Annotated in this window: 20 protein-coding genes and 2 pseudogenes; 15 read left to right on the top strand and 7 right to left on the bottom strand. The window is 69.8% G+C overall.

Features of this window, described 5'->3' with window-relative positions:
* Positions 1–127 precede the first annotated feature (127 nt).
* The 5 genes from PCA76_RS15015 to PCA76_RS15035 all read left to right on the top strand — a co-directional run bounded on the left by PCA76_RS15015 (position 128) and on the right by PCA76_RS15035 (position 6050).
* Positions 128–358 carry a hypothetical protein gene (locus tag PCA76_RS15015; protein WP_272618710.1) on the top strand — a complete coding sequence of 77 codons (231 nt, stop codon included), beginning with the start codon at positions 128–130 and terminating at the stop codon, positions 356–358.
* A 113-nt stretch (positions 359–471) separates the two neighbouring features.
* The gene (locus tag PCA76_RS15020) at positions 472–1218 is read left to right on the top strand and encodes a response regulator transcription factor (RefSeq protein ID WP_272618712.1); all 747 of its coding nucleotides are present in this window, start codon (positions 472–474) and stop codon (positions 1216–1218) included.
* Entirely contained in the window at positions 1196–2701 is a 1506-nt protein-coding gene (locus PCA76_RS15025) for a sensor histidine kinase (RefSeq protein ID WP_442930224.1), read from the top strand. Before PCA76_RS15020 ends, PCA76_RS15025 begins: the two co-directional genes overlap by 23 nt.
* Positions 2702–2745: 44 nt before the next feature.
* Positions 2746–4800 carry an ArnT family glycosyltransferase gene (locus tag PCA76_RS15030; protein ID WP_442930225.1) on the top strand — a complete coding sequence of 685 codons (2055 nt, stop codon included), beginning with the start codon at positions 2746–2748 and terminating at the stop codon, positions 4798–4800.
* Entirely contained in the window at positions 4797–6050 is a 1254-nt protein-coding gene (locus PCA76_RS15035) for a glycosyltransferase (RefSeq protein ID WP_272618713.1), read from the top strand. The genes PCA76_RS15030 and PCA76_RS15035 overlap by 4 nt, the downstream gene beginning before the upstream one ends.
* Before the next feature lie 12 nt (positions 6051–6062).
* Here PCA76_RS15035 and PCA76_RS15040 read toward each other — a convergent pair whose 3' ends face one another.
* Positions 6063–6917, bottom strand: a complete 855-nt coding sequence (locus tag PCA76_RS15040) for an arginase family protein (protein ID WP_272618716.1) — start codon at positions 6915–6917, stop codon at positions 6063–6065.
* Between the two features lie 188 nt (positions 6918–7105).
* Between PCA76_RS15040 and PCA76_RS15045 the strand changes: the two genes are divergently transcribed.
* The 4 genes and pseudogenes from PCA76_RS15045 (at position 7106) to PCA76_RS15060 (ending at position 12207) form a co-directional block, all read left to right on the top strand.
* The gene (locus PCA76_RS15045; protein WP_007459587.1) at positions 7106–7255 is read left to right on the top strand and encodes a hypothetical protein; all 150 of its coding nucleotides are present in this window, start codon (positions 7106–7108) and stop codon (positions 7253–7255) included.
* 17 nt (positions 7256–7272) lie between these two features.
* A complete protein-coding gene (locus PCA76_RS15050; RefSeq protein ID WP_272619388.1) occupies positions 7273–8703 on the top strand; it encodes a class I SAM-dependent methyltransferase in 1431 nt (476 codons plus the stop codon).
* Between the two features lie 16 nt (positions 8704–8719).
* Positions 8720–10749 (top strand): annotated as a pseudogene (locus tag PCA76_RS15055) (sulfatase-like hydrolase/transferase).
* A 174-nt stretch (positions 10750–10923) separates the two neighbouring features.
* Positions 10924–12207, top strand: a complete 1284-nt coding sequence (locus tag PCA76_RS15060) for a citrate synthase (protein WP_272618720.1) — start codon at positions 10924–10926, stop codon at positions 12205–12207.
* A gap of 176 nt (positions 12208–12383) precedes the next feature.
* Here PCA76_RS15060 and PCA76_RS15065 read toward each other — a convergent pair whose 3' ends face one another.
* Entirely contained in the window at positions 12384–13028 is a 645-nt protein-coding gene (locus PCA76_RS15065) for a maleylpyruvate isomerase N-terminal domain-containing protein (protein WP_272618722.1), read from the bottom strand.
* Positions 13029–13320: 292 nt separating this feature from the next.
* Here PCA76_RS15065 and PCA76_RS15070 point away from each other — a divergent pair, with 292 nt between their 5' ends.
* Genes PCA76_RS15070 through PCA76_RS15080 form a run of 3 tightly spaced genes read left to right on the top strand, consistent with a single transcriptional unit; the run spans position 13321 to position 15846 of the window.
* Complete coding sequence (locus PCA76_RS15070; protein ID WP_272618724.1) at positions 13321–14052, top strand: hypothetical protein; 732 nt, start codon at positions 13321–13323, stop codon at positions 14050–14052.
* Positions 14052–15101: a beta-N-acetylglucosaminidase domain-containing protein gene (locus tag PCA76_RS15075; protein WP_272618725.1), complete on the top strand. Its 1050-nt coding sequence runs from the start codon at positions 14052–14054 to the stop codon at positions 15099–15101. The genes PCA76_RS15070 and PCA76_RS15075 overlap by 1 nt, the downstream gene beginning before the upstream one ends.
* A 13-nt stretch (positions 15102–15114) precedes the next feature.
* Positions 15115–15846 (top strand): glycosyltransferase, encoded by a 732-nt coding sequence (locus PCA76_RS15080; protein ID WP_272618727.1) that lies wholly within the window; start codon positions 15115–15117, stop codon positions 15844–15846.
* A gap of 35 nt (positions 15847–15881) precedes the next feature.
* On the opposite strand, the gene PCA76_RS15085 is transcribed toward PCA76_RS15080, so the two are convergent.
* The 4 genes and pseudogenes from PCA76_RS15085 to PCA76_RS15100 form a co-directional block, all read right to left on the bottom strand.
* A complete protein-coding gene (locus PCA76_RS15085) occupies positions 15882–16238 on the bottom strand; it encodes a nuclear transport factor 2 family protein (RefSeq protein ID WP_272618729.1) in 357 nt (118 codons plus the stop codon).
* Entirely contained in the window at positions 16235–16717 is a 483-nt protein-coding gene (locus PCA76_RS15090) for an SRPBCC family protein (RefSeq protein WP_272618731.1), read from the bottom strand. The genes PCA76_RS15085 and PCA76_RS15090 overlap by 4 nt, the downstream gene beginning before the upstream one ends.
* Before the next feature lie 37 nt (positions 16718–16754).
* The gene (locus PCA76_RS15095) at positions 16755–17138 is read right to left on the bottom strand and encodes an ArsR/SmtB family transcription factor (protein ID WP_272618733.1); all 384 of its coding nucleotides are present in this window, start codon (positions 17136–17138) and stop codon (positions 16755–16757) included.
* A gap of 105 nt (positions 17139–17243) precedes the next feature.
* A pseudogene (locus PCA76_RS15100) lies at positions 17244–18646 on the bottom strand (glycosyltransferase family 4 protein).
* A 337-nt stretch (positions 18647–18983) separates the two neighbouring features.
* Between PCA76_RS15100 and glgX the strand changes: the two are divergent.
* The 3 genes from glgX to treZ are packed head-to-tail and all read left to right on the top strand — an operon-like array spanning position 18984 to position 25142.
* A complete protein-coding gene (glgX, locus tag PCA76_RS15105) occupies positions 18984–21101 on the top strand; it encodes a glycogen debranching protein GlgX (RefSeq protein ID WP_272618735.1) in 2118 nt (705 codons plus the stop codon).
* 1 nt (position 21102) lies between these two features.
* Positions 21103–23418, top strand: coding sequence for a malto-oligosyltrehalose synthase (gene treY, locus PCA76_RS15110; protein ID WP_272618737.1), 2316 nt, complete (start codon positions 21103–21105; stop codon positions 23416–23418).
* Complete coding sequence (gene treZ, locus PCA76_RS15115) at positions 23418–25142, top strand: malto-oligosyltrehalose trehalohydrolase (RefSeq protein WP_272618739.1); 1725 nt, start codon at positions 23418–23420, stop codon at positions 25140–25142. Before treY ends, treZ begins: the two co-directional genes overlap by 1 nt.
* 129 nt (positions 25143–25271) lie before the next feature.
* On the opposite strand, the gene PCA76_RS15120 is transcribed toward treZ, so the two are convergent.
* Positions 25272–26075 carry a TRADD-N-associated membrane domain-containing protein gene (locus tag PCA76_RS15120; protein WP_272618741.1) on the bottom strand — a complete coding sequence of 268 codons (804 nt, stop codon included), beginning with the start codon at positions 26073–26075 and terminating at the stop codon, positions 25272–25274.
* Positions 26076–26129: the final 54 nt, after the last annotated feature.

Raw genomic sequence — 26129 nt, forward strand, 5'->3', positions numbered from 1 at the left:
CCGGCGCGGGATTCGAGGGGAGCCCAGCCCGCGCACCCGCTGCGGCACGGGCGGAGGTTGCGGTAGCTTGCGAGCCAGAGCTGGTGTCACCGATTGTGCCGGCACGGTCACCCGAGGGAGTGTCGCGATGGGCGAGGTAACCGTACGCTTCGTCGGCGGCCCCGCGGACGGCCTGGTTCGGCTGCTGCCGGCCGGTGCGGACGGCGCCCCACCACAGCGTTGGATCATGCGGCACCCGGACGGCACCGGCCCGGTGCAGCCCGGCCCCGACCACCTCTACGAACGCGACCGGCCCGACGACGCGGGCGGCTGGAGCATGCGGTTCCTGCGCACCGACGCGTACGGGGTGTCCGAGTGACCACGAGTCGGGGCTGACCGGTGGCGACGCCGGCGTCGCGTCGGCCGGGCCGCACAGCTGGCACACAGCTCCCGCAGGGGCGCGGCACAGACGTCGCGGCCACGATGGGGGACATGGTCATGAACGGGCAGGCCGGGCCGGGCCGGATCGAGCTGCGCCGCCCCGACGGTGAACCCGTCCGGGTGCTGGTGGTCGACGACGAACCGACGCTCACCGACCTGCTGTCGATGGCGCTTCGCTACGAGGGCTGGCAGGTCCGCAGCGCGGGCAACGGCATGGCGGCGCTGAGCGCGGCCCGGCAGTTCCAGCCGGACGCCGTGGTGCTCGACGTGATGCTGCCCGACCTGGACGGCTTCCAGGTGCTGCGCCGCCTGCGCGAGCACGCCCCCACCGTGCCGGTGCTCTTCCTGACCGCCCGCGACGCCGTCGAGGAACGCATCGCCGGTTTGACCGTCGGTGGCGACGACTACGTCACCAAGCCGTTCAGCCTGGAGGAGGTCATCGCCCGGCTACGCGCGCTGCTGCGCCGCTCCGGCTTCGCGGTCGCCGCCCGGGAGGACGCGGTCCTCACCGTCGGCGACCTCAGCCTCGACGAGGACAGCCACGAGGTACGCCGCGACGGTCAACTGATCACCCTCACCGCGACGGAGTTCGAGCTGCTGCGCTACCTGATGCGTAACCCGCGCCGGGTGCTCAGCAAGGCGCAGATCCTCGATCGGGTGTGGAACTACGACTTCGGCGGCCAGGCCAACGTGGTGGAGCTGTACATCTCGTACCTGCGCAAGAAGATCGACGCCGGTCGGGCGCCGATGATCCACACGCTGCGTGGCGCGGGCTATGTCCTCAAACCCGCCGAGTAAGCGTCGCCCGGTGCGCGCCGCCCGCCGATGGCTGGCCGGCCGCTCCCTGCGTACCCGACTGGTGTTTGCCCTGGTCGCGTTGCTGGCGTTGGTCAGTGTCGCCATCGGTGGCCTCACCACGGTGGCGCTGCGGCACTTCCTGATCGACCGGCTCGACGCCCAACTGGCGCCCGCGACGGCCATGCGGGGCGACCGTCCGGGGCGGCCGGCCTTCCCGGGCAACGGACCGGGCGTCCCGCTCGGGTTGCCGTCCGGCTCGGTGGTCGCCGAGCTCACCGACGGCCGGGTGACGAGCGCGCGGACCCTGACCAACAGCCCGTCCAGCGACGATCCGTTCCCCGACGAGCAGTCCGTCCCGGTCGGGGAGGTCGCCACACTGGCGGACCTGCCGGTCGGCGCCGAACCGCGCACCGTCGACCTCGGCGCCCGCGGTGACTACCGGGCCGTGGCCCGGCAGTTCCGCGACGGCGCGGTACGTGTCGTCGCGATCCCGCTGGCTGGCGTGCAGGAGACCGTCTGGTGGATGGTCGCCGCCCAGGTCGCGGTGGCCGCCGTCGGGCTGGTCATCGCCGGAGCCGCCGCTGCGCTGATCGTCCGGGCCACGCTGCGCCCACTCAACCGGGTGGCCGCCACCGCCACCCGGGTCACCGAGCTGCCCCTGGACCGCGGCGAGGTGGCGCTCGCCGTCCGGGTCCCAGCCGCGGACACCGATCCGCGTACCGAGGTCGGCCAGGTCGGCGCGGCCCTGAACCGGATGCTGGGCCACGTCGCCGACGCGCTGGCCGCCCGGCAGGCCAGCGAGACGCGGGTACGCCAGTTCGTCGCCGACGCCAGCCACGAGTTGCGGACACCCCTCGCGGCGATCCGTGGCTACGCCGAGGTTGCCCGGCGCGGCCGCGACGAGGTCCCCGCCGACGTGGCGCACGCGCTACGACGGGTGGAGTCGGAGAGCACCCGGATGACCAGCCTCGTCGACGACCTGCTGCTGCTGGCCCGGCTGGACTCCGGCCGGCCGCTCGCGGCGGACCCGGTGGACCTGACCGCCCTGGTGGTGGACGCGGTCAGCGACGCGCACGTCGCCGGTCCCGAACACCGCTGGCAGCTCGATCTGCCCGAGGTGGCGATCCGGGTGCCCGGCGACGCCGCCCGGCTGCACCAGGTGGTGGCGAACCTGCTGGCCAACGCCCGGGTGCACACTTCGCCCGGCAGCACGGTCACCACCACGCTGGCCATCGACGCGGACAGCGCGGTGCTCAGCGTCGCCGACGACGGGCCGGGCGTGCCGGCGCAGCTGCAACCGGAGATGTTCGAGCGGTTCGCCCGCGGCGACGGCTCCCGGTCGAGGGCGCACGGCAGCACCGGCCTCGGCCTGGCGATCGTGGCGGCCGTGGTGGAGGCCCACCACGGCACGGTCGGGGTGGACAGCCGTCCGGGTCGGACCGTGTTCACCGTCCGGTTGCCGAATCCCACAGCTGACGCATAGTTCGCGCACGGCGTCGCGCCAGCCCCGCCGTCGAGGCTGGCCCCATGGACAGAACAGAGACCCTGCCGCCGACGCACCGCTCGCCGGCCTGGACCAGGCCCGCGCTGGTGGTCCTGCTGCTCGCCACCGGCCTGCTCTACCTCTGGGGCCTGGGCGCCTCCGGCTGGGCGAACTCGTTCTACGCGGCGGCCGCGCAGGCCGGCTCGGTCAGCTGGAAGGCGTTCCTCTACGGCTCGTCGGACGCCGCCAACTCCATCACCGTCGACAAGACACCCGCGTCGCTGTGGCTGATGGCCCTGTCCGTACGCGTATTCGGTCTGAACAGCTGGGCGATGCTCGTCCCGCAGGCGCTCTGCGGGGTCGCCTCGGTCGGCGTGCTCTACGCGACCGTGAAGCGCTGGTACGGGCCGGTGGCTGGCCTGATCGCCGGCGCGGTCCTCGCGGTCACCCCGGTGGCGACGCTGATGTTCCGGTTCAACAACCCCGACGCGCTGCTCGTCCTGCTGCTCGTCGCCGGGGCGTACGCCACCGTCCGGGCCCTGGAGGTGGCCAGTACCCGGTGGATCGTGCTGGTCGGTGTGCTGGTCGGTTTCGGCTTCCTCACCAAGATGTTGCAGGCGTTCCTGGTGGTGCCGGTCTTCGCCGGCGTCTACCTGCTGGCCGCGCCGACCGGGCTGTGGCGGCGGGTCCGGCAACTGCTGCTGGCCGGCCTGGCGGTGGTGGTCTCCGCCGGCTGGTGGGTGGCGATCGTCGAGCTGGTCCCGGCCAGCGCCCGCCCGTACATCGGCGGGTCGCAGGGGAACAGCATCCTGGAGCTGACCCTCGGCTACAACGGCCTCGGCCGGATCACCGGCGAGGAGGTGGGCAGCGTCGGCGGTGGTGGCGGCCCGCGGGGCGGTGGCGGCGGCCCGTTCTCGGGGCAGACCGGCGTGCTGCGGATGTTCGGCGGCGAGATCGGCGGTCAGATCTCCTGGCTGCTGCCGGCCGCGCTGATCCTGCTGGTCGCCGGCCTGCTGCTGGCCGGTCGCGCGGCCCGTACCGACCGCACCCGGGCCGGGCTGCTGCTCTGGGGCGGCTGGCTGCTGGTCACCGGCCTGATCTTCAGCTTCATGTCCGGCATCTTCCACGCCTACTACACGGTGGCGCTCGCCCCGGCGATCGGCGCACTTGTCGGCATCGGTGTGACGCTGCTCTGGCGGCAGCGCCACGCGCTGCCCGGTTCGGGCACCGACGCGACCGCTGGCACGCGCTGGCAGCGGTGGCGTCCCCTGGCCGCCACGGTGACGCTCGCCGGCACGCTCGCGGTCACCGTCTGGTGGGCGTGGGTGCTGCTCGGGCGCAGCCCCGACTGGTACCCGTGGCTGCGGACCGCCGTGCTGGTCGCCGGCCTGGTCGGCGCGGCCCTGATCCTGCTGGCCGGTCGGCTGCCCCGCCGGTTGATGCCGGTGGTGCTGGGTCTGGGCGCGGCAGCGGCGTTGGCCGGCCCGGTCGCGTACGCGGTGCAGACCGCCGCGACCCCACACACCGGCTCGATCCCGAGCGCCGGCCCGTCCGTCGCGGGCGGCTTCGGTCGGGGCGGCTTCCCCGGTGGGCAACCGCCGGGCGGCATGCAGCTCCCGGGTGGCGGACAGCGTCCCGGCGACGGCCGCGACGGCGGTCAGGCTCCCGGCGGTCAGGCTCCCGGCCTCCCCGGGGGTGGGCAGGGCCGTGACGCCGGCGGGGGAATGGGCGGGCTGCTCGACGCCCGTGAGCCCAGCGCCGCGTTGCGCGCACTGCTGGAGCGTGACAGCGGCGACTACACGTGGGTGGCTGCCACCGTCGGCTCCAACAACGCCTCCGGCTATCAGCTCGCCACCGGCGACCCGGTGATGCCGATCGGCGGGTTCAACGGCAGTGACCCGTCACCGACCCTCGCGCAGTTCCAGGGCTACGTCGCCGACGGAAAGATCCACTACTTCGTGGGTGGCGGTGGCTTCCGGGCCAACGGCGGCAGCTCCGCCTCCCAGGAGATCGCCGCCTGGGTCGAGGAGACGTTCACGGCGCAGACCGTCGACGGTGTCACCGTCTACGACCTGAGCACCGGTACGGAGGCGTCGTGACCGCGCTCAGCGGCCCCCGGGTCGCCGTCCAGGCCCGACCCGCCACCACCGGTGCGGTGCTGGATGTGGTGATCCCGGTCTACAACGAGGAGACCGACCTGGGGCCGTGCGTACGGCGGCTGCACGCTCATCTGAGCGAGCACTTCCCGTACCCGTTCCAGATCACCATTGCCGACAACGCCAGCGTCGACGACACCCTCACGGTGGCCGACGGCCTCGCCGGTGAGCTGCCCGGCGTCGAGGTGCTGCACCTCGACGCCAAGGGGCGGGGGAGGGCGCTGTCCGCTGCGTGGTCCGCGTCGTCCGCGCCGGTGCTGGCGTACATGGACGTGGACCTCTCCACCGACCTGGCGGCGCTGCTGCCGCTGGTCGCACCGCTCATCTCCGGTCACTCCGACCTGGCGATCGGCACGCGGCTGGCGCGTACCTCCCGGGTGGTGCGCGGTGCCAAGCGGGAGGTCATCTCGCGGGCCTACAACCTGCTGCTGCGCGGTGCGCTGGCCGCGCGGTTCTCCGACGCGCAGTGTGGGTTCAAGGCGATCCGCGCGGACGTGGCCGGTGAGCTGCTCCCGTTGGTGCGGGACACCGGCTGGTTCTTCGACACCGAGCTGCTGGTGCTCGCCCAGCGGGCCGGGCTGCGCATCCACGAGGTGCCGGTGGACTGGGTCGACGACCCGGACAGCCGCGTCGACGTCGTCGCCACCGCTCTGGCCGACCTGCGCGGGGTGGGCCGGCTGGGCCGGGCACTGCTGACCGGCGCGCTGCCCCTGACCGAGCTGCGGGCGCAGATGGGCCGGGCGCCGCTGACCGCGCCGTCCGGGCAGCCCGGCCACACGCCGCCGGGGCAGGTGCCGGTCGGGTTGCCCCGGCAGCTGATCCGGTTCGCGGCGGTCGGGGTGGCCAGCACGCTGGCGTACCTGCTGCTGTTCGTGGCCACCCGGGGCGCGCTCGGCGCGCAACCGGCGAACCTGCTGGCGCTGCTGGTGACCGCGGTGGCGAACACGGCCGCGAACCGGCGGCTGACGTTCGGCATCAGCGGACGTCGGCACGCCGGTCGGCATCACCTGCAGGGTTTGCTGGCCTTCGCGCTCGGCCTGGCGCTGACCAGTGGCTCGTTGGCCGTGCTGCACGTCGTCGACGCCGTACCGGCCCGGCCGGTGGAGCTGACCGTGCTGGTGGCCGCGAACCTGGCCGCCACCGCACTGCGCTTCGTGCTGCTGCGCCTCGGCATGCACCACCGGCGCACCTGATACACCGGCTGGTCAGCCGGCCAGCACCTCCGCGAGGACCTCGACGACGCGTCGTGTGTGGCGCCCGTCGGGGTCCTCGTCGGCGTTCAGGTCGGCCACGCTCATGCCGAGCAGCCGGTCGGCGCGGGCCAGCGGGGTGACCAGCGCGATGAGGTCCGGCCAGCGCAGCCCGTCCGGCTCGGGGTAGGTCACCGCCGGCAGGTCGCGGGGGTCCACCGCGTCCAGGTCGAGGTGCAGCCAGGCCGGCCCGTCCCCGCCGGCGGCCAGGGTGACCCCGACGGTGCCGGCGCCCCGGCGCAGCAGCTCCGCGGCGGGCACCTGGTGGATCGCCGGGTCGATCCGGGCCGCCTCGACCCGGCTGCTCTCGTCGGTGGCCGGGCGGTGCCCGAGCAGGTGTACGCGGCTCGGATCGAGCAGCGCGCCGTCCGGCCCGATGGCGACGGGGCCGTGCCCGGTGACCACCGACAGGTCCATGTCGGCGGCCTCACCGGTCGGCGAGGTCACGCCGTCGAGGAAATCCGGGTGGGCGTCGACGAACCACAGCTCCGTCGCCGGGGGCAGGGCCCGGCAGATGCCGGGCAGGATGGCGCAGTCCCCGCCGAGCACCAGCGGTCGGCGGCCGTCCGCGATCAGTGCGGCGACCCGTGCGGTGATGGCCTCGCCTGCGCGGCGAAGGCCGTCGGCGCCGATCACCCCGCTCGCCGGGTCCCGGATCGGGTCGCGCAACCGTGCTTCGTCCACCCGCCCGCCGTCGTCGGTGGCCACGGCGTCCAGCAGCCCGGCCCGGCGCAGCGCGGCCGGCGCCCGCTCCTCACCGCGTCCGGCTCCGGAGGAGTCCAACGGCGCGTCCAGCACGACCCAGCGCACGTCCGCAGCGTACCGGCGGGGGCGGTGCCTCGGCCGCATTCTGTGACGAGGCTGGGAGTCCGCCGATGTGCCCGCGGTGGCGATGACGAGCGGCGTACGGTGGGACAAGTCCGGCCTTCTGGGTCAAAAGCCTCATCGCTGTGTACCCGGGACGCCGGTGTGGAGACCGGCGAGGGAAGGAGCGATCGGTGATCCATCTGGCCTATCTGGACGCGGGGTCCGGCAGCCTGATCGTGCAGGCGGTCGTCGGCGGGGTGGCCGGTGCCGCGGTCGCCGCCAAGCTCTACTGGCGACGCCTGGTCGACCGATTCCGCCGCCAACCGACCGACCAGCGGTGAGCGGGCCAGTCCCGGCGATGGCGATCTCACCCACGGAGGTACGGCCCGAGCCGGCCTCCTTCCGCGACCCGGCCAACCGGGTCTTCCACGTCGGCGACGAGGTGCTGCGCGGGCTGGACACGCAGGCCGCCGAGCACTGGCGGGCACTCACCGGCAGCACGTTCTTCCCGGCGCTCGTCACCGCGCGCAAGGTCTGCGCCACCGAGGACGCCCCACCGACACTGGTGCCCGCCGCGACCGGGGCGCCGTGGGCCGCCGTGCTGCGCCACGAGCGCATCCCGTTCGTCTCCCACCCGTACGAGTGGTCGTTCAGCATGCTGCGCGACGCCGCGCTGCTGCACCTGGAGATCCTGCGCGCCGCGCTCACCGACGGCTTCACCATCAAGGACGGCTCGGCGTACAACCTGCAGTGGCGCGGCGCCGAGCCGGTCTTCATCGACATCGGCTCGTTCGAGCCGGTACGCGACGGCGAACCGTGGGCCGGCTACCGGCAGTTCTGCCAGACCGTGCTCTACCCGCTGATGCTCACCGCCCACCTGGGCGTCGACTTCCAGCCCTGGCTACGCGCCCGCGTCGACGGCATCGAGGCCGACGAACTGCGGCCGCTCTTCGGCGGGGCCCGCCGGCTGCGCCCCGGGGTGCTGACCCACCTGCACCTGCACGTTGCCATGCAGCAACGCAACGCCGCCACCAGCACCAGCGACGTCCGCGACCAACTGCGGGCCGCCGGCTTCTCCCGGGAGCTGCTGCTGGCGACCGTACGCGGCATCGAGAAGTTGGTCCGCCGGCTGGACCGTCGTCCGGCCGAGAGTCACTGGTCGGACTACCAGCGCACCTGCGGATACTCCGCACGGGACCGGGTGGCCAAGGAGCAGTTCGTGGCCGCCGCCGTAGCGGCTGGCGCCCGCCCCCGCCTGGTGCTCGACCTCGGTGCCAACGACGGCCGGTACTCCCGGTTGGCGGCCGGGCACGCCGACTACGTGGTCGCCGTCGAGCAGGACCCGGCCGTGGTCGACGAGCTGTACCGACAGCTGCGGTCCGAGGGGCAGCGGCGCATCCTGCCGCTGGTGCTGGACCTGGCCGACCCGTCACCGGGTGGCGGCTGGCGGGGCGTCGAGCGGGCCGGCTTCGCCGAGCGGGCGTCCGCCGACGTGGTACTCGCCCTGGCAGTGGTGCACCACCTGGCGATCGGGCGCAACGTGCCGCTGCCGGAGGTCATCGACTGGTTGGCCGGGCTGATGGTGCCGGGCGGCGCGCTGGTGGTGGAGTTCGTCCACCCGGAAGATCCGATGGCGACCCGGCTGCTCGCCAACAAGCCCGCCAACCTCTTCCCGGACTATCGGCGCGACACCTTCGAGGCGCTGCTCGCCGCCCGGGGTCGGGTCACCGACCGGCTGGAACTGCCCTCGGGCACCCGCACGCTCTACCGGACGGTGATGGGTGGCTGAACCGGCCGACGCCGACCTGCCAGCTTCGGACGACCAACCGCGTCCGGCCTCCGAGCGGTGGGACCGTGGCTGGCGTGGCGAGCTGGGCCGGCTGCTGGAGGTGGTCGCGCTGGTCGGGCTGGTGGTCACCCAGCCACTACTGGACGTGCTCGGCCGCAGCCCCGATTTCTTCCTGTTCCACCGCGCCGACCCGGCCCAGATCCTGCTGCTGGTCGCTCTCGTGACAGTGGTGCCCACGGTCGGAGTGGGACTGCTCGGCGCACTCAGCCGACTGGCCGGCCGGACCGCCCGCGCCCTCACCCACACCGGGCTGGTCGGGCTGCTGCTCGCCGCCCTCGCCGTGCAGGTGGGCCGGCACGTGACGCCGCTTCGGGGCGTACCGCTGCTGCTGGTGGCCCTGCTGGCCGGAGCCGCCGGCGCGGCCGCACATCGGCGGTGGCGGGTGCCGGGCCGGGTGCTGCGACTGGCCGCCGCCGGGCCGGTGGCCTTCGTGGCGCTCTTCCTGCTCGTCTCACCCACCTCGGCGGTGGTCCTGCCGCGCAGCGACGGCGGCGCGGCCGGCACCGCGCAGGGCACGGGCGCGCACCCGCCGGTGGTCATGCTGATCCTCGACGAACTGCCGCTGGTCAGCCTGCTCGGCGCCGACGGGCGGATCGACGCGACCAGGTACCCGCATTTCGCCGAGCTGGCCGGCGGCTCGACCTGGTACCGCAACGCCACCGGGGTCAGCGGGTGGACCCCGAACGCGCTGCCCGCGATGCTCACCGGCCGCTACCCGGCGCGGCCGGTCGCCCCGCACTACTCGCAGTACCCGGACAACATCTTCACCGCCTTCGGCGGCCTGTACGACATCCGCGCCGAGGAGAGCATCACCCGACTGTGCCCGCCCAGCCGCTGTGAGCAGCCGGTCACCCCGGAGCAGGGGCTCGGCGTGCTGGTCCGGGAAACCGGCAAGTTGCTCGGCCAGGTCGCCGGGCCGACGGCCACCCGGGTCGACCCGGAGGACTCCTACCGGGAGCAGACCCGGGCCGAGGCCGGCCTGGACGCCGCCGAGCCGGTGCCGGCCGACCCGAAGTTCCGCTGGGACAGCCTGGACGACAACCAGCCGGCCCGCTTCACCAGCTTCCTGGCCGGGCTGAAGCCGACAACCCGGCCCACCCTGCACTTCCTGCACCTGCTGATGCCGCACTCGCCGTGGGCGTACCTGCCGTCCGGGGCGCGCTACGACGCCCCCGAGGACCTGCCCAACGATGGCACCGGTTGGGTCGAGCTGGCCCGGCAGAGGCACCTCGCCCAGCTCGGCTACACCGACCGGCTGATCGGCGAGACCCTGCGGACCCTGCGCGCCAGCGGCCTCTACGACCAGGCCCTCGTCGTGGTGACCGCCGACCACGGGGTCAGCTTCCGCCCCGGAGCCCAGGGTCGGGGCATGGACGCCATCAAGGCCGCCGCCGGCGAGGTCGCCTGGGTGCCGATGTTTGTCAAGGAGCCCCACCAGCAGACCGGCCGGGTGGACGACCGCAACTGGGAGCACGTCGACCTGCTGCCGACCGTGGCCGACGAGGCCAACATCCGGCTGCCCTGGCGGGTCGACGGCCGCTCCGCCCGGCAGGCCCCGCGCACCGACGGCACGAAGCACTTCTACGACCGCCCCGGCGAACCGGTCACCTTCCCGGGCGGGGTGCCCGCCCCGCCGCCGCAGCCGACGCCGCACCCCTGGTCGGCACCGACGTGCGCGCCGGCCCGGCCGGGGGCAGCGCCCGGGTCGCCGACCTGGCCGCCTTCACGGCCATGGATCCGGACACCGGCACCCTCCCGGCGCTCGTCTGGGGGGACGTCCCGGACCGGATCCCGGACGGCACGCTGCTGGCGGTGGCCGTCAACGGCCGGATCGGGGCCGTCGTCCCGGTGGTGCCGGCAGACCCGGGCGGACGCCGGTTCGCCGCACTGCTCACCGACGACAAGCTGTTCCACGCCGGCACCAACCGGCTCGACGTCTTCCAGGTCGCGACGGACGGTACGCTGCGACGCCTCGCGCTGTCCTGACCTGGTCCCAGATTCGTCCCGGGTACCGGGATGCCGGGTTTCCCTTCGGCCTGGTCGGGAATCGGGTGACGCAGGCCTCACCGGCGAACCACGGCGGGCGTTGTCCCCCGAGCCGCAATTACGGTAGAAGCGAAGGCAATTCAACGTAGATCTGCCGGCGAAGCGAGGAACCACATGACGGAAGTCAAGCTCGATCACCCCGGTGGGCAGCTGTCGATGCCGGTACACCCTGCGGTCGAGGGCCCCGCCGGTGTCGGGGTGAGCAAGCTGCTGAAAGAAACCGGGATGACCACGTACGACCCCGGTTTCGTCAACACCGCGGCTGCGTCATCCGCGATCACCTACATCGACGGCGACGCGGGGATCCTGCGTTACCGGGGATACCCGATCGAGCAGCTGGCCGAGAAGTCCTCCTTCCTGGAGGTCTCCTACCTGCTCATCTACGGTGAGCTGCCGAGCGAGCAGCAGCTGACCGAGTTCACCGAGTGGATTCGGCGGCACTCGCTGCTGCACGAGGAGATGCGCCGCTTCTTCGACGGCTTCCCCCGGGACGCCCACCCGATGGCGGTGCTCTCGTCCGCGGTGAGCGCCCTGTCCACCTTCTACCAGGACAGCCTGGACCCGTTCGACTCCGAGCACGTGGAGATCTCCACGGTCCGGCTGATGGCGAAGGTGCCGACCATCGCCTCGTACGCGTACAAGAAGTCCATCGGGCAGCCGCTGCTGTACCCGGACAACTCGCTCGGGTACGTGGACAACCTGCTGCGGATGACGTTCGGCGTGCCGGCGGAGCCGTACGAGGTCGACCCGGTGATGTCGAAGGTGCTGGACATGCTCTTCGTCCTGCACGCCGACCACGAGCAGAACTGCTCCACGTCGACCGTCCGGCTGGTCGGTTCCAGCAACGCCAACCTGTTCGCCTCGGTCTCCGCCGGCGTGAACGCCCTGTTCGGCCCGCTGCACGGCGGCGCCAACCAGGCCGTGCTGGAGATGCTCCAGCAGATCAACGCCGGTGATGACGACGTCCGGTCCTTCGTCCGCAAGGTCAAGGACAAGCAGGACGGCGTCAAGCTGATGGGCTTCGGCCACCGGGTCTACAAGAACTACGACCCGCGGGCGGCGATCGTCAAGAAGGCCGCGCAGGACGTGCTGGGCCGGATGGCCAAGCCGGACCCGCTGCTGGACATCGCCATGGAGCTGGAGGAGATCGCGCTCGCCGACGACTTCTTCGTCTCCCGTCGGCTCTACCCGAACGTGGACTTCTACACCGGCCTGATCTACAAGGCCATGGGCTTCCCGACGAAGATGTTCACGGTGCTCTTCGCGCTCGGCCGGCTCCCCGGCTGGATCGCCCAGTGGCGCGAGATGATCAACGACCCGGAGACCAAGATCGGCCGTCCGCGGCAGATCTACGTCGGCTCCGCCGAGCGGGACTACGTCCCCTTCGCCGAGCGCTGACCTCCGCTTTTCGCACCACCGGCAGGCCGTCGACCCACCCGGGTCGGCGGCCTGCCGCCTTTCCCGGCGTCCGGCCTTGATCGACTCCGTTTCCTTGAAGCCGGGCTATCCGTCGCCTGGGATGCCGCGACTTTCAAGGAAACGGAGTCGATCAAGCCGAGGCCCGCGCCAGGGGGTCAGAAGGCAGAGATGTCGTGTGCCCGCTCGCTGCGGCTGAGGGCACTGATCAGCGCGGACTGGCCGTGACGCCGCACGGCCAGTCGTACCAGCAGGTCGCGTACGGGGTCGAAGACTTCCGCCGGGAACGTTGGCGTGGGCACTCCGACGCTCACGGCGAGGTCGTCGGAGTGGACCACGATCTCCAGCTGGCGGGTCAACAGGAACTCGCTGCGCCGCAGGGACCAGCCCTGCCACGGGATCGGGACGACGTCGCGGGCGGCCCCTCGCGCAAGCAGGTCGCCGACCTCCCGCAGCGCGACGGCGGAGCGGTCGTGCAGGTCTGCCGGCCCCCGTACGGCTTCGGCTTCGTCGGGACCTGAGGCGACCGAAGCCTCGTCGGGAGACCCCTCGGTGACCCACGCGGCCCGCTCGTAGTGGTCGTCGGCGGCCTCCAGGAGCAGCAGGTCGGTCGGCGTCGGTAGCAGCTCCGCCGCGCGTACCGCCTGACGCCCCAGGTGGCACGCCAGGGCTCCCACGGACAGGTGCGGCAGCGCGCTCGGGCTCGACCACTGCTCCGAGACCTCGGGGCGTCGGATCAGGTCCAGCGCGATCGAGGCGGCGATCGGGAAGGCGGCATCCAGGGCATCGACAGGACGAGGCATCCGCACATCCTGACAGGCCCGGCCGGTCAGCGCCGAACTCGCAAGCCCGAGCTCAGGCGCCGCAACGACGACACGATCACCACCAGCATGGGTGGTTGCAGTATTAAGGGCGCGGCGATCTCACCTGACCACGTTACGAAACGCTACATTAGCTCCGGGACTTCGCAAAGCTATACGAATCGAAGGTTGTTCACGCAGAAGCCCGCCCTGGTGTCTGGCCAATCATTTGCGGCATTCGACTAGAATGGCCACGTCCGATAGCCGGAGAAGAGCGCTCCCGAGAGGGACAACGATGGGGAATTGGATCCTTGGTCTGCTGGCCAACGTCGTCGCGGCGCCAATTGCATTCGCGCTCGGTTACCTTTATCGCCAACGCGAATGGATGGTAAGAAGACTCCGCGGGCTCGGAGAATTCATTATCTTCTCTCCGCGCGGTGAGACACTGGTTGTGTGTGGAAGTCAAGCGGCAATCGGGGACGTCAACCGAATCATCCGTGCGGGTGACGTCGCAGCCATGCTGGAGGTTTCCTTGGAGGCTTTGAATTACAATTCCTCCAGCCGTGTCACGGTCGCGACGGTCGAGGAGGTCGACTCTTCCGCGACCAGCAGGAGGGATTGCATCTTCGTCGGAGGACCTTATGTGAACTCTTTCAGCAAGGCTGCCTTGCGCGCACTTGAGGCACAAGGCAAGGAATTGGTGAAATTTGATGCCTATACCGTTGTGGTCGCAGGTTACGAGCCCTCGACGCCAGTCCTGGACGGAACGCAGATAGTCACCGATTTCGGCGTTATATACACCTTTCCGAACCCAGCCGACTCGAAGAAGCGTGTGACCATCATCTGCGGTTCTCTCCGTGTGGGAACTCTGGCCGCAGCGAGGACACTCTCGTCGCGAGAGTTCAAGCGGTCAATCCGTAAGGTTGGCCGATCGGCTCATCACTGCACGCTTATTCGCGCAGACGTTGCCGAACGCGATATCGCCACGTCCAGGATAGTACACTCACTAACGAGGAATTTGGAATAATGACCACTGAACACCGAGGCGCCCCTCTTGGCATCGTCGAGGCAACAAAGGGTGCGAGTTGGTCCAGTGACGAGCGAGTGCTATTCGTAGAACACCTCGCACGGGAAGGGTTAGCGTTCTACCTGCTGGGGTCCAGGCCTCACCTACAGCACAGGTCCGCTCTTGTCGCATTTTCTCGGAACAGCGACGCGGAAATCTCTCGGTTGGCCCCGATTTCAAGGTCCACTGGACTGGCACTGGGCATTTCTGCCTTTTTCGAGGAAGCGCTCGTCCGCTCGTCGCGTGACATCTCGGTCATTGTGGAAAGCCTGCAGAACGCGGACTTCATTGGTGATATCAAGACGCTGCTCCTGCGGTTCGACGGCGCACCACTACGAGGCCGTCACCTGTTAGCCGATATCCAGGTGGAGATCGTTCATGCGATCTCGTCGTCCTTCGGCTTGACGATGCAAATTGTGGTATGCCCAACGCTCTACGCGGACGATGTGAGCGAGATCGGCATCTCCGACTCCGAAAGAGACCGCTATCGACAGACCTTGTCGCAGATTGACGCCAGCGTCTCGATATTTTGGAGTGGCCCTACGCTCATGAGTGATCGCATTACTCATGGGGCCGTGGAAAGGGTGACAGAGCAATATCAGCGCAAACCGGCCCTCTGGTACAACTTTCCCGTCAACGACGGCCGCGGTTACGAAAGCCGCTTGCGGTTGATCCCTGAGATAGAGGACGTGCAGCAAACTCTCGGCGGCTTCGATATGGTCGCCTTCAACCCCATGAGGCAGCTTCGACTGTCGGAAATACCGATCATCTCGGCGATGCGGGCGATCCAATCGAGGCGCAGCGACTGGAGCGATATCACCCAAACCGTCTGTATCGAGACTCTGGGGTTGGATGTAGGTGAGGTTGTCTGGTCGAATATCACCAGGCTTGACCACAGAGATAGACTGTGGCCATCTATAGACGAAGCGATCGGTTTGGCCCTCAAGGGCAAGAAGTCTCCATACGCTCTGGAATTGAGGACGTGGCTCGATCAAGCTCCGTCGACTTGAGGAGGGAGCCTGGATGATTCTTCACCATGGGTCGCCGACGATCTCCATCGTCCTTCCAGCTCACAACGAGGCTAGGCACCTGCCTTCCACCATCACAGTATTGAGCCGGTATCTGGAGGGCCTCGTAGAGCAGTACGAGATCCTGGTCGTGGACGACGGCAGTACTGACGGCACACACCTCACTCTTGTCGAAGACAACAGGGTCACCCTTATTCGGCATCCCCTCAGGTTGGGGAAGGGTGCCGCGCTGCGAACGGGCATTACCGAGTCCGCGGGCATCTACGTCGCCTATACCGATGCGGATCTACCAGTGGAGCCGTCGTCGATTGGGCTGGCATTCCAGATCGTCACTGAGAACAACGCCACGCTCGCCATCGGTGACCGGCGGCATCCTGGATCCATAGTTATTGGGAATGCGACACGCAGCAGACGCGTCACCAGCCGAATATTCAATATGTTCACCCGCGCGGTTCTGCTGCCTGAAGTACGCGACACCCAGTGTTGCATGAAGATGGCCCTTGGGACCTCACTGAGGTCGATCGTCAGAAATGTATCCACTGATGGCTACAGCTTCGACGCCGAATTGATCTACCTCGCCAAAAAAGCCGGCATGACGATCGCGGCGTGCCCCGTTGTGTGGCGAGACATTCGAGCAAAGCTAGGGCCGGTGGAGTCTCTCCTGTTGTTGCTCAGGATGATGAACGACGCGTGGCGGGTAGCGTCCAGAAATGGTCGCGTGGCCTGACCCGAATCAAGACCCCGACGCCTGCGAGCCCGGACTCAAGGCAGCGGGACCAGGTAGGAATCGACGCGCGCGATGAGACCGTCGCGGAACGTGAAAAGGTCGTTGAACGCGAACTGGAACGGCCCGTGGTCGACGCTGACGCCGCGGCCCTCGCCCGTGGTGACGACCACCGGCCCGTCCTCGTGGACACGCTGGACGTCGAGCTCAGGGCTGCCGGTGAATCCGGGGTTCTCGATCTCGCCGTCGAACTCCGCCTTGCCGTGGGTGGTCCGGTGGCCGTGGATGACCCACTCGACGTCGTCGGTGAGGGTCGCGAGGATGCGCGGGTGGTCGCTCGTCCGGAACCCGGCGAAGTATTCCGCGACGAGGTCGCGTTGGGTCGTCTGCGTCATGTCGTTCTCCGTCGTGGTGTTGCTTCAACGTGTGCAGCCTCGTCGTGCCGCAGGTGTGTGGCGAGGGCGTCGAGGATCGAGGCGAGCCCGTCGACTGCCTGGGCGATCCGCAGCTCGGGGGGAAGCCGGCGCTGGTGGACGGTCAGGTCCGAGCCGTCGCCGGCGGCTTGCACGGTGACGGTCGTGCGAAGACCGGTCACGGGTTCGTCGAACACGAGCTCGTGCGGGGCGGTGATGCGCACGTAGACGAACCGGAGCTGGTGCGTCGCACCGTCCGGCGCGCGGGTGTCCAGCGCGAACACGCCGCCCGGACGCAGGTCGACGGTGACGGACTCCGGGGGCACGGTGGCATGCGAACCGCCCCAGAACGCCGCGATGCCCGCCGGTGAGGTGAAGGCGGCCCACACGCGTTCCGGTGCCGCCGGGAGATGGCGCCGGGCGATCAGTTCGTCGCCACGGAGCTCCGCGCGCGCGGTCAACGGACCGCTCCGCCACGGAGATTCGCGCTGGCGTCGGTCATCGGACCGCTCCGCCACCATCGAGCTTCGCGCGGGCGGTCGACGGAGCGTCGCCGCTGAGATGCTGTTCCAGGGCGTCGAGTCGGTCGTCCCACGCGCGACGCTGGTCGTCGATCCACCCGCTGAGCAACGACAGCTGATCGGCTCGAAGCCGGCAGGGGCGCCTGGTGCCCTCGCGTCGTTGTTCGACCAGGCCACAGCGCCGCAGGACACCGACGTGGTGGGAGATCGCCTGTGGGGTCAGGTCGAACGGTTCGGCGAGCTCTCCCACCGTCGCGTCACTCTGCGCGAGACGCGTCACCAGGGCGCGACGGACGGGGTCGCCGAGAGCGGCGAAGGCCGAGTCGAGATCGGGGGTGGATGTCGCGAGTGAGGAGGACACCACCCCACCCTAAGGCAAACAATCGCTTGCGCAAATGACCATTTGCAAAAGCCGTCGGGATGTCCCCTCGCAGGGACACCCCGACGGCGGCGAGGCGAGAGTCGATCAGCGCAGCCCGGCGGCGGCGAGCAGGTTGCCCTCGGGAAGCGCCGGGAGGGCGCGGCCCTGGGACATGCGCTGCTCGGCGCGCTGGGCGGTGCACGCGGCGTCGGTGGCGATGGCGGCGGCGTAGCTGGCAGCGGTGCGCTGGGCGATCGCCGACCAGCCGTACTGGTCGTGGACCACCCGGCGGGCGCGGCGGGCCATGACGCGGGCGCGGTCGGGATCCGACAGCAGCGCGTCCACGGCGTCGATCAGCCCGTCGGGGTCGTGCGGGCGGAAGGTCACCCCGGTCACGCCCGGCTCGACGATCTCCGCGAGGCCACCGGTGGCGGCGACGGCGAGGGCGCGCCGGCCGCGGCGCCCTCCAGGGCCACCATGCCGAACGGCTCGTAGATGCTCGGCACCGCGAAGCAGTCGGACGCGGCCATCAGCGCCGGCAGGTCGGTGCCGCCCAGGAAGCCCGGCATCGTGACCATGCCGCCGAGGCCGCGGCGGTGCACCTCGGCCTCCAACTCGGCGCGGTACGGGCCATCACCAGCGATGACAGCGCGCAGGCCGGGGTGCCGTTCCCGAAGCTGGGGGAGCCCGGCGATCAGGTGCTGCACACCCTTTTCGTACACCAGTCGGCCGGCGAAGGTGACCAGCGGGCCGTCCCCGGCGAACCGGGCGCGGGCGGCGGCCACCGCACGGGCGGGCACCCGCCAGCGGTGCGGCTCCACGCCGTTGGCGACCACGTCGACCCGCCCGGCCGGTACGCCGAACAGCGCGGTCACCTCGTCGCGCATGTAACCGGAGCAGACGATCACCCGACCGGACTCGCTGCTCAGCCACTGCTCGACGCCGTGGATGGTGCGGTTCATCTCCTCCGGCAGCCAGCCCTGGTGCCGCCCCGCCTCGGTGGCGTGGATCGTGCTGACCAGCGGGATGTCCAGGTGGTCGCGCAACGTCATCGCGGTGTGGGCGACGAGCCAGTCGTGGGCGTGGATGACGTCGTAGGAGCCGGCCTGGGTGGCGCGCAGCGCGGTGCGGGTGAGGGTGTGGTTGAAGGCCATCGTCCAGGCCAGCAGGGAGTCGGTGGCGAGGGGGAAGGTGACCGGGTCTTCGGGGGCGCGCAGGATGCGGACGCCGTCGGCGTACTCCTCGAGGGGTGCGCCGTCGCTGTGGCGGGTGACGACGGTGACCTCGTGGCCGGCGGCGGCCAGCGCCACCGACAGCGCGTGGACGTGTCGGCCGAGGCCGCCGACGAGCACCGGCGGGTACTCCCAGGACAGCATGAGGATGCGGCGGGTCTGCGGGGGAACCCCGGGGCCGGACTGCGTCGGGAGCTGGGGCCGGGAGGTCAGGGTGGGCCGGTGGGCCCGGTCCTTGGTGGCAGCGAGCTGCTCGTCGACCCGCAGGGTCGTCACATCAATCTCCGTCCGTGCATGGATGTGCGCGCCGGCGTCAGTGGCGGCGGAGCGAGAGGTGTAAGGGGTGGCCGAGGGCCTGGCGGGGCGCGCGCGAACGCTCGCCCTCCGGTCAAGGAAAAGGCATCGAGCCCAAGAACGCACCACGAAAACGGGGCAAGGTGACGGAGGACACCTGAGGGTGTAGCGCGCACCAGACAGGTCGATTCCGGTCACCTCCTGGAAGGATGGATTGGCGCGCCAGGGCGGGGGGCAATTACCCGCCTGCGCGCGCGGGCGGCCTCCGTCGGCGCGCTCGTGGCGCAGTGCGCAGATGACCATGGTCTGAAGGAGCGACATGCAGGTCTGGCCGGGCGAGCGGTACCCCCTGGGCGCCACCTACGACGGGATGGGCACCAACTTCGCCATCTTTTCCGAGGTGGCCGAACGGGTCGAGCTCTGCCTTTTCGACGAGTGGGACACCGGCGCGGAGCGCCGCGTCGAGCTGCGCGAGGTGGACGCCTACGTGTGGCACGCCTACCTGCCGGGCATCGAGCCGGGCCAGCGTTACGGCTACCGGGTTCACGGCCCGTACGACCCGGCGAACGGGCTGCGCTGCAACCCGCACAAGCTGCTGATCGACCCGTACGCCAAGGCCATCGACGGTGACGTGACGTGGGACCCGGCGGTCTACGACTACGACATGGCGGAGCCGGATCGGATGTCGGAGACGGACTCGGCGCCGTTCATGCCGAAGTCGGTGGTGGTCAACCCGTACTTCGACTGGGGCAACGACAAGCCGCCGCGCACCCCTTACCACCACTCGGTGATCTACGAGGCGCACGTGCGCGGGCTGACCATGCGCCACCCGGACATCCCGGAGGAACTGCGCGGCACGTACGCGGGCATCGCCTCCCCGCCGATGATCGAGTATCTGACCCGGCTCGGGGTGACCGCGATCGAGTTGATGCCGGTGCACCAGTTCATCCACGACAACCGCCTCGTCGATCTGGGGCTGCGCAACTACTGGGGTTACAACACCATCGGCTTCTTCGCCCCGCACCACGGCTACTCGGCGCTGGGCCACCTCGGGCAGCAGGTGCAGGAGTTCCGGGGCATGGTGAGGGCGTTGCACGCGGCCGGCATCGAGGTGATCCTCGACGTGGTCTACAACCACACCGCCGAGGGCAACCACCTTGGGCCGACGCTGAGCTTCAAGGGTGTGGACGCCCCCAGCTACTACCGGCTGAGTGAAGAGGACCGCCGCTACTTCGTGGACTACACGGGCACCGGCAACAGCCTCAACGTACGCAGCCCGCACTCCCTGCAACTGATCATGGATTCGCTGCGGTACTGGGTGACCGAGATGCACGTCGACGGCTTCCGCTTCGACCTGGCCGCCACCCTGGCCCGCGAGTTCTACGAGGTCGACCGGCTGTCCACCTTCTTCGAGGTGGTGCAGCAGGACCCGGTGGTCAGTCAGGTCAAGCTGATCGCCGAACCGTGGGACGTCGGCCCCGGCGGCTACCAGGTGGGCAACTTCCCGCCGCTGTGGACCGAGTGGAACGGCAAGTACCGGGACACCGTGCGGGACTTCTGGCGTGGTGAGCCGGCCACCCTCGCCGAGTTCGCGTCCCGGATCTCCGGCTCCGCCGACCTCTACCAGGACGATGGCCGTCGACCGTTCCACAGCATCAACTTCGTCACCGTCCACGACGGGTTCACGCTCAACGACCTGGTGTCGTACAACGACAAGCACAACGAGGCCAACGGCGAGGACAACCGGGACGGCGAGAGCCACAACCGCTCCTGGAACTGCGGGGTCGAGGGTGACACCGACGACGAGGCGGTGCTCGCCCTGCGGGCCAAGCAGCGGCGCAACTTCCTGGCCACCCTGATCCTCTCCCAGGGTGTGCCGATGATCGGGCACGGCGACGAGCTGGGCCGCACCCAGCGCGGCAACAACAACGTCTACTGCCAGGACAGCGAGCTGGCCTGGGTCGACTGGGACAACGTCGACGAGCAACTGCTGGAGTTCGTCCAGACGCTGACCGCGTTCCGTAAGCGGCACCAGGTGTTCCGGCGCCGCCGGTTCTTCACCGGCCTGCCGGTCGGCGGGCGCGACGTGGACGCCCCGCTGCCCGACCTGGCCTGGCACACCCCGGACGGGCGGGAGATGACCGGCGACGACTGGGGCAACGACTTCGGCCGCTCGGTGGCGTTGTTCGTCAATGGTGAGGGCATCCGCGAGCGCGGCCAGTACGGCCAGAAGCATCGCGACGCGTCGTTCCTGCTCTGCTTCAACGCCCACGACGCGCCGCTGGAGTTCACGATGCCGGGCAGCGACTACGGCCAGAAGTGGGAACGGGTGATCAGCACCGCCGAACCCCAGCCGGACGACGCCACAGTGATCAGCGCGGGCGGCACCATCCGGGTGCCAGACCGTTCGCTCGTGGTGCTGGAGAGGATGATCTGACATGGCGGTGCCCCCTCACCCCAACGCGACGCCAACAGCCACCTACCGGATCCAGGTCCGCCCCGGCTTCGACCTGGACGCCACCGCCGGGATCCTCGACTACCTCGCCGATCTCGGCGTCAGCCACCTCTACAGCGCCCCGCTGCTGGCCGCCACCCCCGGCTCGGCGCACGGCTACGACGTGGTCGACCACCGGGCGGTCAACCCCGAGCTGGGCGGTGAAGCCGCTCGGCAGCGGCTGCTGCGCGCGCTGCGCGACAAGAAGCTCGGCCTGATCGTCGACATCGTGCCCAACCACGCCGGTATCGCGGTGCCGTCGGCCAACCCCGCCTGGTGGGACGTGCTGCGCCGGGGGCGCGACTCGGCGTACGCCGACTGGTTCGACATCGACTGGGACCGGGGCCGGCTGCTGCTCCCGGTGCTGGCCGACGACCCGGCCGCACTGGACGACCTCACGCTGGTCGACGGGGAGTTGCGCTACCACGAGCACCGCTTCCCGGTCGCCGACGGCACCGGCGACGGCAGCCCCCGCGAGGTGCACGACCGACAGCACTACGAGCTGATCTCCTGGCGTCGCGGCGACGCCGAGCTGACGTACCGCCGGTTCTTCGCCGTTTCGGGCCTGGCCGGGCTGCGCGTGGAGGACCCGGCGGTGTTCGCCGCCACCCACGAGTTGATCCTGCGCTGGGCCGCCGACGGGGAGGTCGACGGCATCCGTGTCGACCACCCGGACGGGCTCCGCGACCCCGCCGGCTACCTGGCCCGGTTGCGGGAGGCCGCGCCGCAGGCCTGGCTCGTGGTGGAGAAGATCCTGGAGTACGGGGAGGAGCTGCCGGACTGGCCGGTGGACGGCACGACCGGCTACGACGCTCTCGCCGCGGTCGGCGGGCTCTTCCTCGACCCCGACGCGGAGGGCGACTTCACGGTGCTGGACACCCGACTGACCGGGCACCACACCTCCTGGGAGGACCTGACCCACGACACCAAGCTGGCCGCCGCCACCCGGCTGCTCGCCGCCGAACTGACCCGGCTGGCCGCGCTCGCCCCCGACGTGCCGCCCGAGCAGGCCCGGCCCGCGCTCGCCGAGCTGGCCGCCGCGTTCGCCGTCTACCGGGGCTACCCGCCGCACGGCGACCAGCACCTCGCCGCCGCCCGCTCCGAAGCTGGGCGTCGCCGACCTGATCTGGCCACCGCCCTGGACGCGGTCACCCGCCGGCTGCGCGACCCCGACGACGAGCTGGCTCGCCGCTTCCCGCAGTTCACCGGCGCGGTCATGGCCAAGGGCGTCGAGGACACCGCGTTCTACCGGTGGAGTCGGTTCGTCGCCCTGAACGAGGTCGGCGACAGCCCCGCCTACTTCGGGGTAACGCCGGCGGAGTTCCACCGCTTCGCCTCGGCCCGGCAGGTCCGCTGGCCCGACAGCATGACCACCCTCTCCACCCACGACACCAAACGCAGCGAGGACGTGCGCGCCCGGCTCGCCGTGCTCAGCGAGCTGCCGCACCGCTGGGGTGAGCAGGTCACGGCCTGGATGGAGTACGCCCCGCTGCCCGACCCGGCCTTCGCCCACCTGCTCTGGCAGACCACCGTCGGCGCGTGGCCGATCGAACGGGAGCGGCTGCACGCGTACGTCGAGAAGGCCGCGAGGGAAGCGGCGACCTCGACCAGTTGGGCGGACCCGGACCCGGCCTTCGAGCAGGCGCTGCACGCCGTGGTCGACCTGATGTACGACGACCCGAGCCTGCACGACGAGCTGACCGAACTCGCGGCGACGATCACCCCGGCCGGCTGGGTCAACTCGCTCGGGCAGAAGCTCGTGCAGCTCACCATGCCCGGCGTGCCGGACACCTACCAGGGCACCGAGCTGTGGGACAACTCCCTCGTCGACCCCGACAACCGCCGCCCGGTCGACTTCTCCGTACGCCGAGAGATGCTGGCGCGTCTGGACGACGGCTGGCGTCCCCCGATCGACGACAGCGGCGCCGCGAAGCTGCTGGTGGTGTCGCGGACCCTGCGGCTGCGGCGGGCGCACCCGGAGCTGTTCACCGGCTACCGGCCGGTGCCGGCGCACGGGCCGGTGGGGCGGCACGCGTTGGCCTTCGACCGGGGCGGCGCGATCGCCGTGGCCACGCGCCTGCCGCTGGGCCTGGCCCGCGTCGGTGGGTGGTGCGACACAGTCCTGTCGCTTCCCGTTCACGAGATGACGGAGCTGTTCACCGGCCGGGTCTACAGTGGCGGGGAGACCCCTCTCGACGACCTTCTGGCCGACTATCCCGTCGCTCTGCTGGCTCCCACCACTTCCGTGGAGGCTGCGTGATGACCGAATTCACCGTGTGGGCGCCCGACGCCAGCCGGGTCCGGCTGCGCCTCGCGGACGACACCGACCACGAGATGCGGGCCGCCACCGACGGCTGGTGGCGGGTCGAGGTGCCCGACGCCGGCCCCGACTACTCCTTTCTGCTGAACGACGACGAAACCCCGCTGCCCGACCCCCGATCGCCGTGGCAGCCTGCTGGTGTGCACGGGCCGAGCCGACGCTACGACCACGCCGCCTACGCGTGGTCCGACAGCTCGTGGACCGGCCGGCAACTGCCCGGCAGCATCCTCTACGAGCTGCACATCGGCACCTTCACCCCGGAGGGCACCTTCGACGCGGCCATCGACCGCCTCGACCACCTGGTGTCGTTGGGCGTCGACCTGATCGAGCTGCTCCCGGTCAACGCCTTCAACGGCGAACACAACTGGGGGTACGACGGCGTCTGCTGGTATGCCCCGCACCAGCCCTACGGCGGCCCCGACGGCCTGAAACGGTTCGTCGACGCCGCCCACGCCAAGGGGCTGGGGGTGATCCTCGACGTCGTCTACAACCATTTCGGGCCCTCCGGGGCCTACGCGCCGCGGTTCGGCCCCTACCTCGCCGAGCAGAGCAACAGTTGGGGCCGCTCGGTCAACCTGGACGGCCCGCACTCCGACGAGGTACGCCGCTACATCATCGACAGCGTGCTCATGTGGCTGCGCGACTACCACGTCGACGGGCTGCGGTTGGACGCGGTGCACGCCCTGCCCGACACTCGCGCGGTCTCCCTGCTCGAAGAGCTGGCCATCGAGGTCGAGTCCTTGTCGACGCACGTGGGCCGGCCGCTGTCGCTGATCGCCGAGTCTGACCTCAACGATCCACGGCTGATCACGCCTCGTGAGGCGGGTGGGTTCGGGCTGCACGCCCAGTGGAACGACGACGCGCACCACGCGCTGCACACGTTGCTGACGGGGGAGCGGCAGGGGTACTACGGGGACTTTGGCACTCTGGAGACGCTGTCGGACGTGTTGACCGGCGGGTTCTTCCATGCCGGCACCTGGTCCAGCTTCCGTAACCGGCACCACGGGCGGCCTCTGGACTCGCGGGTGCCTGGGCATCGGTTGGTGGCCTACTTGCAGAACCACGACCAGATCGGGAACCGGGCTACCGGGGATCGGATCTCGGCTTCTCTCTCGCCCTCCATGCTCCGCGTTGGGGCTGTGCTGCTGTTGACCGCGCCGTTTACGCCGATGTTGTTCATGGGGGAGGAGTGGGCGGCTTCTACGCCGTGGCAGTTCTTTACCTCGCATCCGGAGCCTGAGCTGGCTACTGCGGTGGCTCTTGGGCGGCGGCGGGAGTTTGCGTCGCACGGGTGGGCTGAGGGGGACGTGCCTGATCCGCAGGATCCGGAGACGTTCGTGCGGTCGCGGTTGGACTGGGCTGAGCTGGACAAGCCTGAGCATCGGGAGATGTTGTCGTTCTACCAGCGGTTGATCGCGCTGCGGCGGTCTCTTCCTGACTTGTCTGATCCTCGGTTGCACGCGGTTTCTGTGCAGCATGGGGACCAGTTCCTGCTGATGCGGCGGGGGGACACGCTTGTCGTGGCGAATCTGGCTGGGCGGGGGCAGGGGGTGTCGCTGCCTGGGGTGGCGCGGCGGGTGCTGCTGGCCACGGGGGAGGGGGTCACCGTCATGCGGGACCGGATTCAGTTGCCTGCGGAGACTGCGGCGATCGTGGCGCTCTGAGCGAACGTGGATGACGCGACGCAACGGCGGGACAACTGGTGACACCGTAACGAGGCGTATTCGGTCGGATCACCTGGTCGGCATCGGCCCGCTTGGCGGTAACTAGTGTGTCCCCTGCCACGGGGGGACTCACGGTGTAGAGGCTGGTGTGTCCGACTTGGGCGGCGGGTTTATGAAGATGGGTGCTGCGTTCGTTGTGCTTGGCCGGGCCGACTCTCTGGCAATCGCCCCGATCTGCTCCGGCGACATGGAAACGCCAGCTAATTGTACCGCGGTCGCTACTTTTACGGCGTCCCGAAGAGAGGGCGAAACGATGCTGTTTGCCGAAACCATGCCAGCGATGAACTTTATCTCTCTGTCGCGATCATCGCGAAGCTTGTCGATCAGTTGCATCATCAATCCTCGGGCGTTGTCAGCTCGGCGGAAGAACAAATACCCAACACCCTGCGTGACAAGTCCGACCGCTCCCGAGATGGCCGCTGGTTCGGGATCCTTTGGATGTGTTAATAGATAGACGCAAGCGGCAATAATGACGCCAAAACCAACAACGGCGAATGCGATGCTTGCTATGAAGGTGACGAAGGCTTGTTGATGGCCCTGCGCGTAATACTTGACAATTAATCTCGCGTGACCGTCGGATTGCTGCTGGGCTATCTCGGCTAAGGCTTCCGAAGCTTCGCTACCGTTTCTAAGGTCAACATAAATCGTCTGATTTGCCGAGCTAGGGTTCTTCTGCGGGTTGTCGCTTGCTTCATCGGCCTCAGCATCGTGCGATTTAGAGGCCTCGGCAGAAGGGTCCTGAGGTGGAGGCCGCTCTGTCAACCCGAGAGCTGATATGACTTCCGCCTCGACCGCCTCAGCCCTTCCGCGGCCAATTCTCGTCCAAAGAAGCAGCCCCAGTAAGGCTGTAACCGCCACTGCAGCGTTGCCCAATATTTCAATGGTAGAATTCAGCAAAGCCTCGCCCCGGCTCTGTGCGTGATATGA

Origin of the sequence: Micromonospora sp. LH3U1 (assembly GCF_028475105.1) — a bacterium.
Taxonomy (GTDB): Bacteria; Actinomycetota; Actinomycetes; order Mycobacteriales; family Micromonosporaceae; genus Micromonospora.

Coding starts and splice junctions, on each gene's coding strand:
- PCA76_RS15015 (WP_272618710.1), top strand. CDS start 128: ATGGGCGAGGTAACCGTACGCTTCGTCGGCGGCCCCGCGGACGGCCTG.
- PCA76_RS15020 (WP_272618712.1), top strand. CDS start 472: ATGGTCATGAACGGGCAGGCCGGGCCGGGCCGGATCGAGCTGCGCCGC.
- PCA76_RS15025 (WP_442930224.1), top strand. CDS start 1,196: ATGTCCTCAAACCCGCCGAGTAAGCGTCGCCCGGTGCGCGCCGCCCGC.
- PCA76_RS15030 (WP_442930225.1), top strand. CDS start 2,746: ATGGACAGAACAGAGACCCTGCCGCCGACGCACCGCTCGCCGGCCTGG.
- PCA76_RS15050 (WP_272619388.1), top strand. CDS start 7,273: ATGGCGATCTCACCCACGGAGGTACGGCCCGAGCCGGCCTCCTTCCGC.
- PCA76_RS15060 (WP_272618720.1), top strand. CDS start 10,924: ATGACGGAAGTCAAGCTCGATCACCCCGGTGGGCAGCTGTCGATGCCG.
- PCA76_RS15065 (WP_272618722.1), bottom strand. CDS start 13,028: ATGCCTCGTCCTGTCGATGCCCTGGATGCCGCCTTCCCGATCGCCGCC.
- PCA76_RS15070 (WP_272618724.1), top strand. CDS start 13,321: ATGGGGAATTGGATCCTTGGTCTGCTGGCCAACGTCGTCGCGGCGCCA.
- PCA76_RS15075 (WP_272618725.1), top strand. CDS start 14,052: ATGACCACTGAACACCGAGGCGCCCCTCTTGGCATCGTCGAGGCAACA.
- PCA76_RS15080 (WP_272618727.1), top strand. CDS start 15,115: ATGATTCTTCACCATGGGTCGCCGACGATCTCCATCGTCCTTCCAGCT.
- PCA76_RS15085 (WP_272618729.1), bottom strand. CDS start 16,238: ATGACGCAGACGACCCAACGCGACCTCGTCGCGGAATACTTCGCCGGG.
- glgX (WP_272618735.1), top strand. CDS start 18,984: ATGCAGGTCTGGCCGGGCGAGCGGTACCCCCTGGGCGCCACCTACGAC.
- treY (WP_272618737.1), top strand. CDS start 21,103: ATGGCGGTGCCCCCTCACCCCAACGCGACGCCAACAGCCACCTACCGG.
- treZ (WP_272618739.1), top strand. CDS start 23,418: ATGACCGAATTCACCGTGTGGGCGCCCGACGCCAGCCGGGTCCGGCTG.